The 16,682-nt window shown below is 69.2% G+C and carries 17 protein-coding genes; 1 reads left to right on the forward strand and 16 read right to left on the reverse strand.

Annotation, left to right across the window (positions count from 1 at the left end; genetic code table 11):
- Nucleotides 1–84: 84 nt before the first annotated feature.
- The 13 genes from WDU99_RS05480 to WDU99_RS05540 form a co-directional block, all read right to left on the reverse strand.
- On the reverse strand, nucleotides 85–1,746 hold the full coding sequence (locus WDU99_RS05480) for a class I adenylate-forming enzyme family protein (protein WP_337331433.1): 1,662 nt from the start codon (nucleotides 1,744–1,746) through the stop codon (nucleotides 85–87).
- Complete coding sequence (locus tag WDU99_RS05485; RefSeq protein ID WP_337331434.1) at nucleotides 1,743–2,462, reverse strand: ATP-binding cassette domain-containing protein; 720 nt, start codon at nucleotides 2,460–2,462, stop codon at nucleotides 1,743–1,745. Before WDU99_RS05485 ends, WDU99_RS05480 begins: the two co-directional genes overlap by 4 nt.
- Nucleotides 2,459–3,250 carry an ABC transporter ATP-binding protein gene (locus WDU99_RS05490; protein WP_337331435.1) on the reverse strand — a complete coding sequence of 264 codons (792 nt, stop codon included), beginning with the start codon at nucleotides 3,248–3,250 and terminating at the stop codon, nucleotides 2,459–2,461. The genes WDU99_RS05485 and WDU99_RS05490 overlap by 4 nt, the downstream gene beginning before the upstream one ends.
- Nucleotides 3,247–4,278, reverse strand: a complete 1,032-nt coding sequence (locus WDU99_RS05495; protein WP_337331436.1) for a branched-chain amino acid ABC transporter permease — start codon at nucleotides 4,276–4,278, stop codon at nucleotides 3,247–3,249. Before WDU99_RS05495 ends, WDU99_RS05490 begins: the two co-directional genes overlap by 4 nt.
- Nucleotides 4,275–5,150 carry a branched-chain amino acid ABC transporter permease gene (locus WDU99_RS05500; RefSeq protein WP_337331437.1) on the reverse strand — a complete coding sequence of 292 codons (876 nt, stop codon included), beginning with the start codon at nucleotides 5,148–5,150 and terminating at the stop codon, nucleotides 4,275–4,277. The genes WDU99_RS05495 and WDU99_RS05500 overlap by 4 nt, the downstream gene beginning before the upstream one ends.
- A 1-nt stretch (nucleotide 5,151) precedes the next feature.
- On the reverse strand, nucleotides 5,152–6,372 hold the full coding sequence (locus tag WDU99_RS05505; protein WP_337331438.1) for an ABC transporter substrate-binding protein: 1,221 nt from the start codon (nucleotides 6,370–6,372) through the stop codon (nucleotides 5,152–5,154).
- 125 nt (nucleotides 6,373–6,497) lie between these two features.
- Nucleotides 6,498–7,241: a CoA-transferase subunit beta gene (locus WDU99_RS05510; protein ID WP_337331439.1), complete on the reverse strand. Its 744-nt coding sequence runs from the start codon at nucleotides 7,239–7,241 to the stop codon at nucleotides 6,498–6,500.
- Nucleotides 7,238–8,056: a CoA transferase subunit A gene (locus tag WDU99_RS05515; protein WP_337331440.1), complete on the reverse strand. Its 819-nt coding sequence runs from the start codon at nucleotides 8,054–8,056 to the stop codon at nucleotides 7,238–7,240. The genes WDU99_RS05510 and WDU99_RS05515 overlap by 4 nt, the downstream gene beginning before the upstream one ends.
- The gene (locus tag WDU99_RS05520) at nucleotides 8,056–8,814 is read right to left on the reverse strand and encodes an enoyl-CoA hydratase family protein (protein ID WP_337331441.1); all 759 of its coding nucleotides are present in this window, start codon (nucleotides 8,812–8,814) and stop codon (nucleotides 8,056–8,058) included. The genes WDU99_RS05515 and WDU99_RS05520 overlap by 1 nt, the downstream gene beginning before the upstream one ends.
- Nucleotides 8,815–8,824: 10 nt before the next feature.
- Nucleotides 8,825–9,649 (reverse strand): sugar phosphate isomerase/epimerase family protein, encoded by an 825-nt coding sequence (locus tag WDU99_RS05525; protein ID WP_337331442.1) that lies wholly within the window; start codon nucleotides 9,647–9,649, stop codon nucleotides 8,825–8,827.
- A gap of 1 nt (nucleotide 9,650) precedes the next feature.
- Entirely contained in the window at nucleotides 9,651–10,568 is a 918-nt protein-coding gene (locus WDU99_RS05530; RefSeq protein ID WP_337331443.1) for an NAD-dependent epimerase/dehydratase family protein, read from the reverse strand.
- Complete coding sequence (locus WDU99_RS05535) at nucleotides 10,565–11,347, reverse strand: MaoC/PaaZ C-terminal domain-containing protein (protein ID WP_337331444.1); 783 nt, start codon at nucleotides 11,345–11,347, stop codon at nucleotides 10,565–10,567. Before WDU99_RS05535 ends, WDU99_RS05530 begins: the two co-directional genes overlap by 4 nt.
- Nucleotides 11,344–12,246, reverse strand: coding sequence for an SDR family oxidoreductase (locus WDU99_RS05540; RefSeq protein ID WP_337331445.1), 903 nt, complete (start codon nucleotides 12,244–12,246; stop codon nucleotides 11,344–11,346). Before WDU99_RS05540 ends, WDU99_RS05535 begins: the two co-directional genes overlap by 4 nt.
- A 111-nt stretch (nucleotides 12,247–12,357) precedes the next feature.
- On the opposite strand from WDU99_RS05540, the gene WDU99_RS05545 reads away from it, so the two are divergent.
- Nucleotides 12,358–13,431 carry an NAD(P)H-dependent flavin oxidoreductase gene (locus WDU99_RS05545; RefSeq protein WP_337331446.1) on the forward strand — a complete coding sequence of 358 codons (1,074 nt, stop codon included), beginning with the start codon at nucleotides 12,358–12,360 and terminating at the stop codon, nucleotides 13,429–13,431.
- Nucleotides 13,432–13,522: 91 nt separating this feature from the next.
- On the opposite strand, the gene WDU99_RS05550 is transcribed toward WDU99_RS05545, so the two are convergent.
- Genes WDU99_RS05550 through WDU99_RS05560 form a run of 3 tightly spaced genes read right to left on the reverse strand, consistent with a single transcriptional unit; the run spans nucleotide 13,523 to nucleotide 16,663 of the window.
- Nucleotides 13,523–14,674, reverse strand: coding sequence for an acetyl-CoA C-acetyltransferase (locus WDU99_RS05550; RefSeq protein ID WP_337331447.1), 1,152 nt, complete (start codon nucleotides 14,672–14,674; stop codon nucleotides 13,523–13,525).
- A gap of 37 nt (nucleotides 14,675–14,711) precedes the next feature.
- Entirely contained in the window at nucleotides 14,712–15,500 is a 789-nt protein-coding gene (locus tag WDU99_RS05555) for an SDR family oxidoreductase (RefSeq protein ID WP_337331448.1), read from the reverse strand.
- Nucleotides 15,497–16,663, reverse strand: coding sequence for an acyl-CoA dehydrogenase family protein (locus WDU99_RS05560; protein WP_337331449.1), 1,167 nt, complete (start codon nucleotides 16,661–16,663; stop codon nucleotides 15,497–15,499). Before WDU99_RS05560 ends, WDU99_RS05555 begins: the two co-directional genes overlap by 4 nt.
- Nucleotides 16,664–16,682: the final 19 nt, after the last annotated feature.

Genomic DNA, 16,682 nt, shown 5'->3' on the forward strand with positions numbered 1-16,682 from the left:
GGGCGGCCCGCCCCCGCCCCCCCCCCCCGCCGGGGGGGGGGCCCCCACCCCCATCCCCCCCCCCCCCCCCTCTCTGCGTGCGGATCAGGCCGAGACGGACTCGCGCAGGTCGACATCCTCCTGTGCCTGAGCGGCCACGAGAGCCCGTACAGCCCCCTTGGCCACCTTGCCGCCCGCGGCGCGCGGCAGCTCGTCCACGACGACCACCCGCTCGGGATACAGGTGCTTCGAGATTCCTCGATCAGCAAGATACGCCGTCAGTTCGGCGACCGTCACGGGCGCGTCGTGCACGGTGACGGCGACACCGATCCGCTCGCCGAACAGCTCGTCGGGTACGGGCACCGCCGATGCCATGACGACACCGGGATGCGCTTCGACGAGCTCCTCGACCTCGATCGCGGAGATGTTCTTGCCGCCGCGGATGATGAGGTCACTGGTGCGGCCGACGACGCGCAGATAGCCGTCGGCGTCCACCGTGACCAGGTCGGGCATCATCAGACGCCCGTCGTGGAACAGCTCCTCATTCGCGGCCGGGTCACCGTAGTAGCCCATGCAGATCGTCGGGCCGGACACACCGGGCCGACCGGGCCCGCCTGTCTCGGTGATGTCGTTCCCCTCGGCGTCGTACAGGCGCATGTTCATCACATCGATGACGCGGCCGGCCGTACGCAGCCGCTGCTCGGCGGTGTCTCGCAGGCTCGTGTTGCTGATGGCGCCCGACTCGTTCGAGCCGTAGAACTGCAGCACCTTCGCCCCCACGCGCTCCTCGAACTGCAGCGCCCGTTCGTAGGGAACCGCCTCACCGCCGGTGAACATCGCGCGCAGCGTGTCGAGGGACGCCCCCTCCAGACTCGGAGTGTCCAGCATCATCTTGAACTGCGTGCTCACGCAGGCCAGGATCGTCGCCTCTTCCTCGCCGATCAGGCGGATCATCTCGTCGACGTCGAATCGCTCCATGAGCACGGTCTTCATGCCCAGCATCGCGGTGGCGTAGTGCGCCGTCCACAGCCCGAAGCCGAACGGACCGGGCACAGCTCCCATCATCACGTCGTCGGGAGTGAAGTCGGCCGCCTCGAACGCCATCTTCGAGAAGGCGATCAGCCGGTTGGCGAACTGGGTCACGAGCTTCGGGCGCCCCGTCGTTCCGGACGTCGAGTTCAGCATGCTCAGTTCGTTCGGGCCGGCAGCCCGCGAGCGCGTCTCCTCGATCGGCACGCTGGGCACGTCGTGCGTGGACACGACGCCGTCCGCGAAGCGATGCATGCGCACCGGTCCACGTGGATCGACGATCACGAGTTCCGACACCAGCCATCCGTCGGCCCGGAGATCGGCGACGTAGTCGAGTGCGGGGCGGTCACGGTGGGATTCGCGCATCACGAGCACCTCGGCGCCGGATTGCGACATCAGGTGCCGGATCTCATCGCGTCCCGATCGAGCACCCATTCCGACGGCGACCGTTCCGCTGCGCTCCGCCGCACACAGGGCCACGTGGAACTCGCCGGAGTCGGGCAGCAGCATCCCGAACCGCGCGCCGCGCGGCAGCAGCGCAGCGAGTGCGCAGGCGAGGACGTCGACCTGCCGGTCGTACTCCCGCCACGTCAGGCGTGCGCCGTCGGCGACGTACGCGATTCGCTCGGGAATGGTCTCGGCGTTCCGCGCCACGTAGTCCGCGATCGTGAGTTCGCCCCACCAGCCCTGTGCGACGTAGTCAGCCGCAGTGGCCGGATCGAGTGCGGGGACGTTCATTCTGCTCCCATCTCATGGTGGATGATCCCCATGACCTTCTGATATCCGTCATCGAGCGAGTCGACGTCTTCGTGCGCGTCGCTCAGCTGGGCGCGCAGCAGCACATAGCCCCGATCGATGACGCGTCGGAGGGGTCCGATCGCCGGGTCGACGATCAGCACGGAGGCTCCGCTGTCAGCGATCTCGCGAATCGCGTCGGCGAGGCCGTTCACGATCTTCGGAGCGAGTCCCGTCATCATCTCGTCGAGCACCAGGCAATGCGGCTCCCCCATCAGCGCGCGGCTGACGACGAGCATCTGCTGCTCACCGCCGGACAGCACACCCGCCAGGCGTCCCTCCCGCTCGCGCAGCACCGGAAAGCGATCCAGCGCGTGCTCCACGGCACTGCGCTTGAGCTTGAGCAGCTCCGCCATCACCTGGAGGTTGTCGCGAACGGTGAGCTTGGGAAAGAGCTGACGCCCCTGCGGGACGATAGCGAGTCCGGACCTGGCTCGTTCGATGGATGGCATCGACGACAGGTCGGTGTCGCCCAGTCGGACCTTCCCGGTCGCGGCGACCGCTCCGTAGACGCCCAGCGCGAGGCTCGACTTGCCGGCGCCGTTCGGTCCGACGACGGCAGTGATCTGCCCCGCGGGAGCGGTGAGCGACGCCTTCTCGACGGCTGTGGCTGTGCCGTAGCGCACCGTGAGGTCCGCCAGGGTGAGATCGGCGCTCATGCCGCTTCCTCCTCGCTCGTTCCGAAGTAGACGCGCTGCATCTCGGGGCTCGCCAGGCAGTCCTGCGGAGCGCCTTCGAAGACCATCCGCCCCTGCGACAGCAGCATCACTCGATCTGCGAGCGATGTCAGCAGGTCGACGTTGTGATCGACGAGGATGACCGCGTGCCCACGTGCCTGCACCTGCCGGATCGCATCGATGATGCCGGCGACCGAGTCGGCGTCCGCGCCGGCGAACGGTTCGTCGAGCAGCATGACCAGCGGGTCCTGCGTCAGCGCGCGCGCGACCTCGACCAGGCGCTGTTCACCCAGCGAGAGGTTCGTGCACGGTTCGTCGAGGCGCGGGACGCCGAGCTCCTCGGCGATGCGGACGACGCGCTCCTGCTCTTGCGGGCGGTGGCGGATTCCGTCGGTGATGACGCCGGCGGTCATGCGCCACCACGACGGGAAGCGGCTCGCGGATGCGCCGACGAGGAGGTTCTCGCGAACGGTCAGCTCCAGAGCGAGATGAGGATGCTGGAATGTGCGGGAGAGCCCGCGCCGCGCACGCGCGGCGGTGGGCCCGGCCAGCTTCTCGCCGTTCAGCGTGAGTTCGCCGGAGTCGGAGCGCTGGATGCCCGTGATGAGGTCGACGAGCGTCGTCTTGCCGGCACCGTTCGGTCCCACCAGACCGAGGATCTCACCGCGGGCGACGTGGAACGAGACGTCGTCGACCGCGACGAGTCCGCCGTAGGCCTTGCGGAGGTTCTCGCCGCGCAGGACGACATCTCCGATGTCCTGATTGGTCATGGACGCTCCTTTCCGAAGCGACGCCGCACCCAGGCGATGAGTGCCTGCGCGTAGCCGATCAGTCCCGCGGGTGCCACGAGAAGGATGAGCAGCACGCCGATCGCGAGCACGAGCTGCCCCGAACCCTCGAAGCTCGCGGGCATGTTCGCGGTGAGCTGGATGACGACGATCGCGCCGATCACGCAGCCCCACGCGCTGGCCTGACCACCGATGAGCGGCACGAAGAGCGCCATGAACACGATGGAGAGGGTGAACGTCTCGGGTGTGATGCTCAGCATGAACGACACGAACAGCGCCCCCGCGAGCGACGCCACCGCGGCGCCGACGGCGAGCGTGACCGTGGTCAGGGTGGTCGTGCGCGTGCCCATCGCCTCGACCGCAGACGGCACGTCGCGCATCGTCCGCACGGTGACGCCCCAGGCGCCGGTACGGATCCGGTCGACGAGTGCTGCGACGACGATGACCAGCATGAGCGCGATCGCGATCATCACGAGGCGCGGCGCCTCCCAGCCGAAGAGGGTGGGGATGGGGATGCCGCCGATGCCGGCGGATCCTCCGGTGATCGGCTCGAGGGCGATCACCCACGGCTCGAAGGCCATGCTGAACAGCAGCGTCACGGCGGCCAGGTAGAAGCCGCTGAGCCTGCGCGTCAGAAGTCCGAGGATCACCGCCACCGTGGCGGAGATCAGCGGACCGATCAACCAGCCGAGAAGGGGCGGAAGGCTGGTCTCCGTCGTCACGATGGCGACGCTGTACGCTCCGATGGCCGCATAGGCCGCGTAGGCCATCGACATGGACCCCGCCATGACGAACGGGATGTACATGCCCAGCGCGATCAGCGCGTAGACCGCGACCATCACCAGCAGGTCCTGACGGAACCCGCTGCCGCCCGCCCAGACCAGCGCGAGCGCGCCGATTCCGACGGCGACCGCGGGAACGATCAGCTGTCGCCAGCGCGGCTGGCGCGCGACCTGGAACGTGGGAGTCATGTCAGACGTCGTCGTCACGATGCTCTCTCTCGTCGTCATATCCGCACCCGTGTCGAGAACAGGCCCTGTGGGCGGAAGGCGAAGAACAGCAGGGCGATGAGCAGGACCATGGTGGTCGGGCCCATGCTGCCGAAGTAGAACGGCGCGAACACCTGGATCGCCCCGAGCACGAGGCCGCCGATCAGCGGCGCCCAGGTCCGCCCCGTGCCGCCGATGACCAGAGCGAGGAATCCCACGAGGGTCCAGGCCAGGCCGCTGGTGAAGGCGACTCCGGTCTTCGGCGCGTACAGGAGGCCGGCCAGACCGGCGATCAGGCCGGAGAGCAGGAACGCGATGAGGCGGATGCGCCCGACGGGCAGACCGAGGAGTGCCGCCGCCGATCGGTTGTCACCGACGGCACGCAGCAGGCGCCCCGTCCGACTGAGGCTCATCCAGAGCGACACCGCGATGAAGATGATCGCCGTCGATGCCACGAGCACCACGGTGGTGCCCGACACGTACACGTCACCGAACTGCCAGGGTCCGAACGTGAAGAGCACCTGCCCAGGCAGGGCGGGGCGCCCGAAGAGGGTACCCGCGCCCTGCTGGACGATGAACAGCACAGCTGTGACCGCGACCAGCGCGGGCAGCTCACCCGAGCCGGAACGCTTCTGCACCTGGCGGACGACGAGCAGCTCGGTGAGCCCGCTGACCACCACGGCGATCAGGACGCCCAGCACCAGGCTGATGAACACGGGGATCTGCATCTCGATCGCGAGCCACGAGGCTCCGAGCGCGGCCACCATGGCGTACGGCCCGATGGCGAAGTTGAAGAATCCCGCGCCGATCAGCGTGAGCTGATAGGCGAGCGCGATGAGTCCGAAGAAGCTCCCGATCTCCAGGACGGAGAGCCACAGCTGAGGATCAGTCATTTCACTTCAGCTCGCACGGAACCTGGAAGTCTTCCCAAGCGCCGGTCGGCTCGTTGTTCTCATCGAAGCCCGAGAGCACCAGACCGCAGAGGCCGTCGGCACCCATGTGCTTCTCCGGAGTGAACGACAGCGTGAAGCCGGCCTGTCCGAACGACGCCGGGAAGCCGCTGATCTTGTCGAGCTCGTCGCGGACGGCCTTGGGGTCGTCAGCGCCGCCGGCCGCCTCGATGGCCGTCTTCAGCAGGTAGACGGAGTCGTACGCCTGCGCGTCGTATGCCGTCAGGCGGTAGTCGTCGCCGTTGATCTCCTTGAGCTTCTTCTCGAGCTCCACCGTCTTCGGGTTATCCATGTTCAGCGCGCCCATGTAGACGACGTCGGCAAGGGCACCAGGCGTGGTGCGCTTCCAGGAGTCCGGCTGGTTGCCGATGGAGGCCAGCGAGAAGCGCAGGACACCGGGAAGCTGCTGGAAGAGCGTGTTGTGCGCGAGCACCTCGAAGTTGCCGCCGAGGCTCGAGACGAGGATGACGTCGGGCTCCTGCTGCTTGATGCGCGCAACCTGTGCGGTCAGGTCAGCGGCATCGACCGGCGCGGTCTCCTCAGCGACGACGTCCGCGCAGTCCTCGAGGATCGGCACGATCAGCTTGTTGATGTTGTCGATCGCGGGCGAGGCGTCGGACAGGATCGCAATCGACTCGAAGCCCTTCTTCTCGATCGCGCCGCAGTACGCCTCGGCGAACTGGTCGACGCCGTTCGCGAGCATGTAGGTGAACTCGTTGTCGGGCGGCAGCGCGACCGACGTGGTGACGGCAGTCGGGGCGATCGCCGGGATGCCTGCCTGCTTCACGACGGACTTGCCCTGCAGGACCGCACCACTGCCGGTGTCGAGCAGCAGCACCTGTGCGCCTTCGTCGACAAGCTTGCGGACGACGGTCGGGGTCTTGGTCGGGTCGGATTCGTCGTTGCCGACGACGATGCGGATCTTCTTGCCGTCGATGCCTCCGGCGGCGTTGATCTCGTCGACCGCCATGCGGATCGTCTTGCCCGCGATGACGGCGTAGGAAGCACCGGGGCCGGTGCTGTCCTCATCGAGGCCGAAGACGATCTCACCGGCGGGATCTCCGCCCGAACCTGCGTCGGGTGCTTCATCAGCTGCGGAGCAGCCAGCGAGCGTGATGGCAAGTGTGGCCGCCCCGAAGAGGGCGAGCAGTCGCTGTGACTTCACGGAAACCTCCATTGGTTTCTTCGTTGGATCGTTCGGGTGTGTTGCCAAACAAATGCTTGGTTGACGAAAGTATATACACGCGCCGCCTTTCCGTCAACGGACGGAAACTCCTGACTCCCGTCGCGTCAGGCCGGCGGAAGCTCGCCATCCCGAAGATTGCGCGGGTCGAGGGTGCCCCGGATCAGCTGCAGCTCGACGGCGTCAGGCTCGCGAGTGAACGGAACATCATCCGGGACGTGCAGGGCGAAGCCGGTCGCCTCGGCGACCTGCGCCACGTCGACACCGGGATGCACGCTGACCAGGGCCATCGTGCCGCCCGGCCCGGAGAGATCGAGCACGGCGAGGTTCGTCACGACGGCTCGGATGTCGTGGAAGCGCATGCCCTCCCGTGCCGCGTTGTCCGTGCCGACTCCGGTGACGATGTCGACCGCAGGTACGAACACACGGGGCGCGTGCCGTGGGACGAAGTAGCTCGTCGCGTGGTTGCTCGTGTTCGTCGCCGCACCGCGAGGTCCGACCAGCTGGTGGGTGGGCCGGTCGCGGTCTCCGATCGCCGACAGGTTCTGGTTGCCGAACCGATCGAGCTGCGGCGCACCCATGATGACGTGGCGTCGCCCCGTCGCGATCAGCTCGAACAGTTTTGCGTACGGGAGGTGGCCCTCGGGCTGAGTGAACGGCCGGTCGACCGCAGGAGTGTCGGCGAACAGCGTCGCATCACCGTCGCTGAGGAGCAGGTCGGGCGAGTGCGTGAGCCGCGCCAGACGCGCCCCGATCGTCGGGATGACGCCGAAGGAGCTGGCCAGCACGGCTCCGGACCCTCGGAACAGATCGCTGCAGGCGGTCGCTGCGACCTCGGCACGGGTGATCATGCGGGTGTCTCCTCTCCGAGGAAGCCGGCGAGGAACGTCTCCCAGGCCTCCGGCGACCTGGCCGCGTCGGCATAGGCGCGCTGCGCCACGTCGTCACGCGGGTACTCGGGCACGAATGCGGTGAAGCCGGCGCCTCCGGGCGCCTCGACGACGTGATCGGTCTCGGAGCGGTTCAGGATCAGAGTCGACGGATGCTGCTGCGCGAGCTCTTCCGTGCTCACGATCCGCTCGGCCGAGACGACGGTCGTCGTCGCCGCGCGAGCCATCAGCTCATCGAAGAACGGATCCGGTCCGAGGCATTGCGCGTTGCCCCCGGCATCCGCCCGCTCGACGTGCAGCAGCGCGAGATCCAACGGGATCGAGGGCATAGCGACCAGCGTCTCGCCGTCGTCGTACGGGGAGACGATGGTGTGGATGCCGGGGTTGAAGGTCACGGCGTCGGAGCCGATGCCGTTGCGCAGCACTTCGAACGGCAGGCGTCGCGACGCCGCGCGGAGACCGGCGACGAGCATCGCCTCGTCGAGCTCGGTCGTCGTGACCGCGCCCGCGCGGCGGGCGGCGGCGAAGTGCGGATCGATCGGGATCGAGTCGAGCGACACGAAGCCGTGCACGACGTGCGCGGCCTGCCCGGTCGCGCACAGGATGCCGACGTCGGGCCCGCCGAAGCTGACCACGGTGAGGTCACGCACGCCCGAGCGCACGAGCTCGCGGACCAGCGCCATCGGCTTGCGCCGCGAGCCCCAGCCGCCGATCCCGACAGTCATCCCGTCGCGGAAGAGTCCCCCGAGCTCTCCGCGACTCATCTGGCGCGCCATCAGGTGTCGAGGGTGCGTCCGGTCGCGACGAACTCGTCGCGATGCTCATCGGCGACTCCCGCCAGGTTCAGCTCGAACGTGAAGCCCTGCTCGAAGCGGTAGCTGCGATTGACGTCGATCGGGTCGATGCCGTTCAGCGCCTCCTTCGCGGCACGGATGACCCGCGGGTCCTTCGCGGCGATCTGGGCGGCGAACTCGAACGCCGTCTCGTCGAGGCGATCGCGCGGGACGACCTGGTCGACCGAGCCGAACTCGTGCAGGCGCTGCGCCGTGACCGTGCGCGCCGAGAAGTACATGGCCCGCAGCATGTGCGGGGGCACCAGCCGGGCGAGGTGCGTCGCGGCGCCCAGGGCGCCGCGGTCGACCTCGGGCACCCCGAAGTAGGCGTCGTCGGAGGCGATGATCGCGTCGGAGTTGCCGACGAGGCCGACCCCGCCGCCCAGGCAGAAGCCGTTCACGACGGAGATCACTGGCACGGGGCACTCGTAGATCGCCTTGAAGGCCTCGTAGCATCCGCGGTTCGCGCCGAGGAGCCCGCTGAATCCCTCGATGCGCTGCATCTCCTTGATGTCGACCCCGGCGTTGAACCCGCGGCCTTCCGCGCGCAGCACGACCACCCGCGTCTCGGGGTCGGCGCCCGCCTCACGCATCGCCGTCGCCACGTCGAACCAGCCCTGAACCGGCAGCGCATTGACCGGCGGGTAGTTCATCGTGACGACGCGAACGCCCTTGTCCTGCATCGAGATCTCCAGAGCCATGGTTACGACCTCACCCTTCTTCTTGTACGACGGATGCTGCGAGACGGTCCCGCAGCCACGAGACGGACCGCGTCAGTGCGGACTCCGCCCCTTCGAGCTCGATCGCCGGGCCGATGAGCTCGACGTCGATGATGCCCCGATACCCGGCATCCAGCGCCGATGCGAGCAGCCGCTCCAGCGGCAGGTCGGCATCGCCGGGCACCCAGCGGTTCGGGAAGACGGAGGTGCCGACGACGAGGTCCGAGACCTGCAGGATCTCGATCCGCTCGAGCTGGTCGGCGATCAGCTGCTCCAGCCCGCGCTCCTGCCAGCAGCAGTAGAGATCGAGGCACACACCGACGCCGACCTGCTCCGCGAGCGCGAACGCGTCGGATGCGCTGTGCGTGAAACTGAGGTCCGCACGTACGGGGAGCGTGTTCTCGACGGCGAGACGGACGCCGAGGCTGCGCGCCTCCTCGACGGCCGGGGTCATCCGGGCCGCGAAGCGATCAGCAGCCTCCTGCCACCTCAGGTGCCCGGAAGGACCGCAGGTCAGGTAGACGACGGCCGCACCGAGCCGGTGCGCCGCGCGCACGCCCTCGATCAGCGACGCCATCTGGCGTTCCCACTCGGCGTCGTCATCGGGCTGGGCCGTGAACGCCTGCACGAGATAGCCGACGCGCATGCCGTGCAGGGCGAGCAGATCCTGCAGCGCGGGGGTGCCGAACGCCACGACCTTGTGGATCGGCAGTCCCACGAGGTCGGTGCCGATGCGCGCGTGCATCGCGATCTCGTCGGGCAGCGCCCAGCTCAGCGTGGCCATGCCGCTGACGCAGACGGGATTCGGCGGGATCATGTCAGCGCGCCCCGTCGACCGCGGCCACGATCTCGGCCAGGGCCCGGGCCACGTCGCCGCGCTGATATCCGAGCCGGGCCTGTTCCTCGGCGTCCGGTTCGAACGAGATGACCGCGCCACGACCCTGCACGATGAACCGATCCGGCTGGAACGGGTGCTCCTCGTCGCGCTCCTCGATCACGGCGCCGCTGCCCGCGGCATCGGCGAGCATCTGGAAGTACTCGGTGTACGTGAGGTTCTGGTCGCCGACCAGGTAGGCCCGCCCGCCCTCACCCCGGTCCAGCGCGCCGAGCACGGCCTGCGACAGCGAGCGGACCGACATGTAGTTGGTGCCGCCGGGTGGGGCGAACAGGTCGGGCTCGTCGAGCTCGCCTCGCGTCCACGCGATCATGTGGGCGAAGCGACGCAGTCCCCGCCCGTCCGCACCGACGATCGACGGCGGGTTCAAGGTCATCGCGGCGAATCCGTCGTCACTCAGCGCGCGCGTCCGGTCGTCCGCGTCGCGGCGGGCCCCGACGTAGGGGATCCGCTCGGCCCACTCCGGATTCAGCTGATGATAGTAGCTGCCCAGCTGCACGAAGCGGGCGACGCCCGCGGCCTTGGCGCGCGCCGCGAAGCGCGGCACTCCCCCGCTCTGCGTGCGCTCCCAGAACTCGGCATCCTCTTCTCCCGCCGAGACATGACGGATGTCGTTGCCCGCCGCGAACACCACGGCGTCGAAGCCCTCGAGCTCACGAGGCGACGCCTCCGCATCCGTGTAGTCGGCGATCAGCCGAGGCAGGTCGGCGACGGCCGCCGGGTCGCGATCCGACGGACCGCGACGCGACATCACGGTCACTTCGTCGCCGCGCGCGACGAGGTCGGCGGTCAGGTGGCTGCCGATCATGCCGGTGGCGCCGACGACGAGGACGCGGCTCATGCGAACACCGCGATGCCGTCGGAGATCACCGGCGCGCCGTCGCGTCGCAGCTCGAACGCGCCGTCCGGCCAGGACTCGAGCTCGAGGTCATCGCCCGGTACGACGTAGCCGCTGAAGCGACCCTGCAGCCGCGTGAGGTCGGCGGCCGACGCGCCCTGCTGCTCCGCCAGCACGAGCGTGGTGGCGGCGAGAGTGCACAGGCCCTGCAGGATCGGCACCGGCTGTCCGATGCGGGCCGACGCCTCGGGGTCGATGTGGATGTGATGCCGGTCACCGGTGAGCCGGTACAGCGCGGCCTGCGTGGGGAAGGTGGACACGGTGGCCGGCGTCCCGGCGGGACGCTGCTCGTCGACGGCGCGTCCCGGACCGCGCTCCCCGCCGAAACCGCCGAAACCGGGCGCGAACAGCGACCACAGCCCCGTGAACTCGTCGCACTCGACGATGACCTCGAAGATCGCCGCCGAGCCCTTGTCCCACACGTTGCCGACGCGGGCCGACAGCGTCAGCTCGCCCGATCGCGGCAGAGGACGGTGCACCTCGAGGGTCTGAGCGCCCTGCACCGCGCGGTTGTCGAACGCCCCGGCGTTCGCGAGGATGTCCGGAGCCCACTGGCACAGCGTCAGCCCGAACGACGGGAGGACGCGCAGGCGGTCCTCGAACACGAGGTCGAGATCGTCGGCACGGGCGCCGACCGAGAGGGCGTAGAGGATCGCATCCGACTCGGTGTACGAGACCGTTCGCTCGCCGAGCAGCCGACCGGCCCAGTCCCCGGGGGTCATGCGCCGTACACCGGCTCGGGGCGTGCGCCCTCGGCTTCCATCTCGCGCACCGCGTCGCCGACCTCGGCGGCCTCCCAGCGGCGGTCGAGCTCGCGGACGGGCCCGTGATTCCACCCCTCCTCGAGGCAGAGGCGTCCGCCTTCGATCTCGAGCACACGGCCCGTGACCGAGCAGTCGGGGCTCGCGAGCCACGCGACGATCGGCGAGACGTTGGCCGGGTTCATCCGGTCGAAGCCCTCTTCGGGTGCCGCCATCGCGTCGGCGAACGGCCCCTCGGTCATGCGCGTGCGCGCTGACGGTGCGATCGCGTTGACCGCGACGCCGTAGCGGCCGAGCTCCTGCGCGGCGACGAGGGTGAGCGAGGCGATGCCGCCCTTGGCCGCGGCGTAGGCCGCCTGACCGACGCTGCCCTGCAGGCCCGCACCGGATGACGTGTTGATGACGCGGGCGACCGGCATGCGGCCCTCCTTCGCCTCGTTGCGCCAGTAGGCGCTCGCGTGCCGCAGTGGCGCGAAGTGCCCCTTGAGGTGCACGCGGATCACGGCATCCCATTCGCTCTCCTCGGCGTTGACCAGCATGCGGTCGCGCACGAAGCCGGCGTTGTTGACGAGGATGTCGAGCCGACCGAACTCCGAGACAGCCTGCGCGACCAGCTCGCCCGCCTGGGCGAAGTCTGCGATGTCGGCGCCGTTCGCGACGGCTTCGCCGCCTGCTGCGCGGATGAGGTCGACGACCTCCTGCGCGGGGCCCACCGAGTTCCCTGCTCCGTCGAGCGTCGTGCCGAGGTCGTTGACGACGACCTTCGCCCCCTGTCGCGCGAGCTCCAGCGCGTGCTCACGCCCCAGACCGCGACCGGCACCGGTGACGATGGCGACTCGACCTTCAAGAATTCCTGACATGTTCGGCTCTCCTTTGAGACAGCGCACGGCGCGGACGAAACGCTCGTCAGCATACAACCAAGCAAACGCTAGGGCAAATGCGGTACGATTCCGGAGACGAGAGGTGACACCATGACCACTCCCCCGATGATCTCCACCGCGCTGACGCAGCTCACCGGCGTCGAGCACCCGATCGTGCAGACCGGCATGGGCTGGGTCGCGGGCTCGCGGCTGGTCACGGCCACGGCGCAGGCGGGCGCCCTCGGCATCCTCGCCTCCGCCACGATGACCTTCGACGAGCTGGAACAGCAGATCATCAAGGTGAAGGAGCGCACCGACCGCCCGTTCGGCGTCAACCTGCGCGCCGACGCCGGGGATGCCGCGGAGCGCGTCGAGCTGCTCATCCGCCACGGCGTGAAGGTCGCCAGCTTCGCCCTCGCACCGCGCCGCGAGCTCATCGACCGCCTGAAGGAGAACGACATCGTCGTGATCCCCTCGATCGGCGCCGTCCGTCATGCCGAGAAGGTCGCGGCTTGGGGCGTGGACGCGGTGATGGTGCAGGGCGGCGAGGGCGGCGGACACACCGGTGCCGTACCGACCTCGATCCTGCTGCCGTCGGTCGTCTCCGCCGTCGACATCCCGGTGATCGCCGCCGGCGGCTTCCACGACGGCCGCGGACTCGCGGCGGCTCTCGCCTACGGCGCCGCGGGTGTCGGCATGGGCACGCGCTTCCTGCTCACCAGCGACAGCGCTGTGCCCGAGGAGATCAAGCAGCGCTACCTGGGCTTCGGACTCGACGGCACCGTCGTCACCACGAAGGCCGACGGCATGCCGCACCGCCTGCTGCGCACCGAGTTCGTCGAGGGGCTCGAGGGCAGCAGCGGGCTGTCGCGTCTGGTGCCGACGATGCGCCGCTCGCTGGAGTTCAAGAAGTTCTCGGGTCTGAGCTGGCCCGCCTTCCTCAAGGACGGCCTGTCGATGAAGAAGGCCACCGGTCGGTCCTGGGCGCAGATGAGCCTCGCCGCCAACACCCCGATGCTGCTGAAGGCGGGACTCGTCGACGGCGACACCGAGGCGGGGATGCTGGCCGCGGGCCAGGTCGTCGGCATGATCGACGACCTGCCCAGCTGCGAGGACCTCGTCGACCGCATCGTGCGCGACGCCGCGGATCAGCTTCGTCGCGCGGCCGCCCAGCTGATCGGGTGACGTCGGACCGACGAATGGAACAGCGAGAAGGAGGCCTCCCGTTGCCGGGAGGCCTCCTTCTCGCTCTCCGCGTCGCTGTTCGCGTCGCGCGTCAGAGACGCTCGATGATCGTGACGTTGGCGAGTCCGCCGCCCTCGCACATCGTCTGCAGGCCGTAGCGGCCGCCGGTGCGCTCCAGCTCGTTGAGCAGGGTCGCCATCAGTCGTGTGCCGGTCGCGCCGATCGGATGCCCGAGGGCGATGCCGCCGCCGTTCACGTTGACCTTCTCGCTCGGGGCGCCGGTCTCCTTCATCCACGCCATCACGACGGGCGCGAACGCCTCGTTGACCTCGAACAGGTCGATGTCGTCGATGCTCATTCCGGTCCGCTCGAGCGCGTACTTCGTGGCGGGGATCGGGGCGCTGAGCATCATCACCGGGCTGTCGCCGCGCACCGAGATGTGGTGGATGCGGGCGCGCGGGGTGAGACCGTGCTCCTTAACAGCGCGCTCGCCTGCGATCAGCATGGCGCTGGACGCGTCGCTGATCTGCGAGGCCACCGCCGCCGTGAGCCGCCCCCCGGGGCTCAGCGTCTGCAGACCGGCCATGCGCTCCAGGGAGGTGTCCCGTCGCACGCCCTCATCCTGGGTGAGTCCGTTCAGCGGGACGATCTCGTTGTCGAAGCGCCCCTCGTCCTGCGCGACCGCGGCGCGCTGATGGCTCTGCAGCGCGAACTGCTCCATCTCCTCGCGGCTGAGGTTCCACTTCTCGGCGATCATCTCGGCGCCGACGAACTGCGAGATCTCCTGGTTCGGGTACCGCGCCTGCCACCCGGGCGACTCGGCGAACGGCGTGGTGAAGCCGTAGGCCTCACCGGCGGACATGGCCGACGAGATCGGCAGCTGCGACATGTTCTGCAGGCCGCCTGCGACGACGAGGTCGTTCGTGCCGCTCATCACGGCCTGGGCCGCGAAGTGGACCGCCTGCTGGCTGGAGCCGCACTGGCGGTCGATCGTGACGCCGGGAACGTGCTCCGGGTAGCCGGCGACGAGCAGCGCGGAGCGACCGACGTTGCCGGCCTGTCCGCCGATGGTGTCGGTGGCGCCGATGATGACGTCGTCGATCGCGCCGGGGTCGATGCCGACGCGGTCGACGAGGGCGCGCAGGCTGTGCGCGCCGAGATCGGCAGGGTGGATGCCGGAGAGCGAGCCGCCCCGCCTGCCGACCGGCGAGCGGACGGCGTCGATGATGTATGCCTCAGCCATGTTCTTCCTTACTCTCTGTGCTCACGACTCACTGTGCTCACGCGTGCTGACTGCTGACCGAGACGACTTCGCCGGTCATGTATGAGGAGTAGCCGCTGGCGAGGAACACCATGACGTTGGCGACCTCCCACGGCTGCGCTGCCCGGCCGAAGGCCTCGCGCGCCTTGAGCTGTTCGAGCAGCTCCGGCGAGGTGACCTTCTCGAGGAACGGGTGCATCGCCAGGCTCGGCGAGACCGCATTGACCCGGATGCCGTGCTCGGCGAGGTCCATCGCGGCGCTGCGCGTGAGGGCCATGACGCCCGCCTTCGCGGCCGCGTAGTGGGCCTGCTCCACCTGTGCCCGCCATCCGATGACGGAGGCGTTGTTCACGATGACGCCCGCGGTGCCGGCGGCGACCATGCGACGGCCGACGGCGCGGATGCACCGGAAGGTTCCGGTGAGCGTCACGTCGAGAACCTTGCCCCACTGCTCGTCGGTCATCTCGAGGATCGAGACCGAGCCGCCGAGGCCGGCGTTGTTGATCATGACGTCGATCGGACCGCGCTCTTCGGCGAGGTCGAGGAAGGCCTGCACCTGCGCCTCGTCGGTGACGTCGCACACGGCGGTGCGCACGCGCTCCTGTCCGAAGCGGTCGCCGAGCTCCTGCTGGGCCTCGGCGAGGCGCCCGGCGTGCGTGTCGCCGAGCACCACGAGGGCGGCACCCTCCTCGAGGCAGCGGATCGCGGCGGCCTGGCCGATGCCGGCGCCGGCGGCGGCCGTGATGACGATGCGCTTGCCGGTCAGCAGGCCGTGGCCGTCGACGTATTCGGGGGTGGTGGAGCTCATGGGCGGGCCTCTCTGGGCAGGCCGAGCACGCGCTCGGCGATGACATTTCGCTGGATCTCGTCGGAGCCGCCGTAGATGGTGTCGGCCCGACTGAAGAGGAACAGGGTCTGCAGGTCGTCGAGGGCGTAGTCCGCGCCGACCTGCAGGGCGGCGGGGCCGGCGACGTCCATCGCCAGCTCGCCGAGCGATCGGTGCCAGTTCGACCACAGCAGCTTCGCGACCGAGGCTGCGTCGCCCTGCTCGCCGCCGAGCGTGCGCAGAGCGTGCTGGCGGATGACCTCGAGGTCCATGCGCGCCTTCACGAGTCGATCGCGGATGACAGCATCCTCGATCGCGCCGGTGCGCTCGGCCGTCGCGACGACGGCGTCGAGCTCGCGGCGGAACGCGATCTGCTGCGCGAGCGTCGACACGCCGCGCTCGAACCCAAGCGTGGCCATGGCCATCTTGAAGCCGTTGCCCTCGCCGCCGACGACCAGTGAGGCGTCGGTGCGCGCGTCGTCGAAGAACACCTCGTTGAACTCGCTGGTGTTGGTGAGCTGCAGGATCGGCCGCACCTCGACGCCGGGCTGGTCCATCGGCACAAGCAGGTAGGAGAGGCCCTTGTGGCGGGTGGATCCCGCCTCGGTGCGGGCGATCACGAAGCACCACTGCGCGTCCTGGGCGAGCGAGGTCCACACCTTCTGGCCGTTGATCACCCAGTCATCGCCGTCACGCACGGCGCGCGTGGAGACCGCGGCGAGGTCGGAGCCCGCGCCGGGCTCGGAGTACCCCTGGCACCACAGCTCCTCGACGGCGGCGATCTTCGGCAGGAAGCGCGCCTTCTGCTCGTCGGTGCCGTGTGCGATCAGCGTCGGCCCGACGAGCTCCTCACCCAGGTGGTTGACGCGCGCGGGCGCATCGGCTCTGGCGTACTCCTCATGGAAGATGACCTGCTGGGCGATGCTCAGGCCGCGCCCGCCGTACTCGACCGGCCACGCGACGCAGCTCCACCCGGCCGCGGCCATGTGACGGTTCCACTCCAGGCGCGCCTCGAAGTCCTCGTGCTCGCGACCGGACCCGCCTCTGCCGCGCAGGTCGGCGAAGCGCCCGGCGAGGTTCTCCTTCAGCCAGCCGCGGATCTCAGCGCGGAAGCGCTCGTCGGCCTCGTGCTGCATCGCTTCCATTCGTGCTCCTCATCGAGTC

The organism is Microbacterium bandirmense (genome assembly GCF_037204185.1).
Lineage (GTDB): Bacteria > Actinomycetota > Actinomycetes > Actinomycetales > Microbacteriaceae > Microbacterium > Microbacterium bandirmense.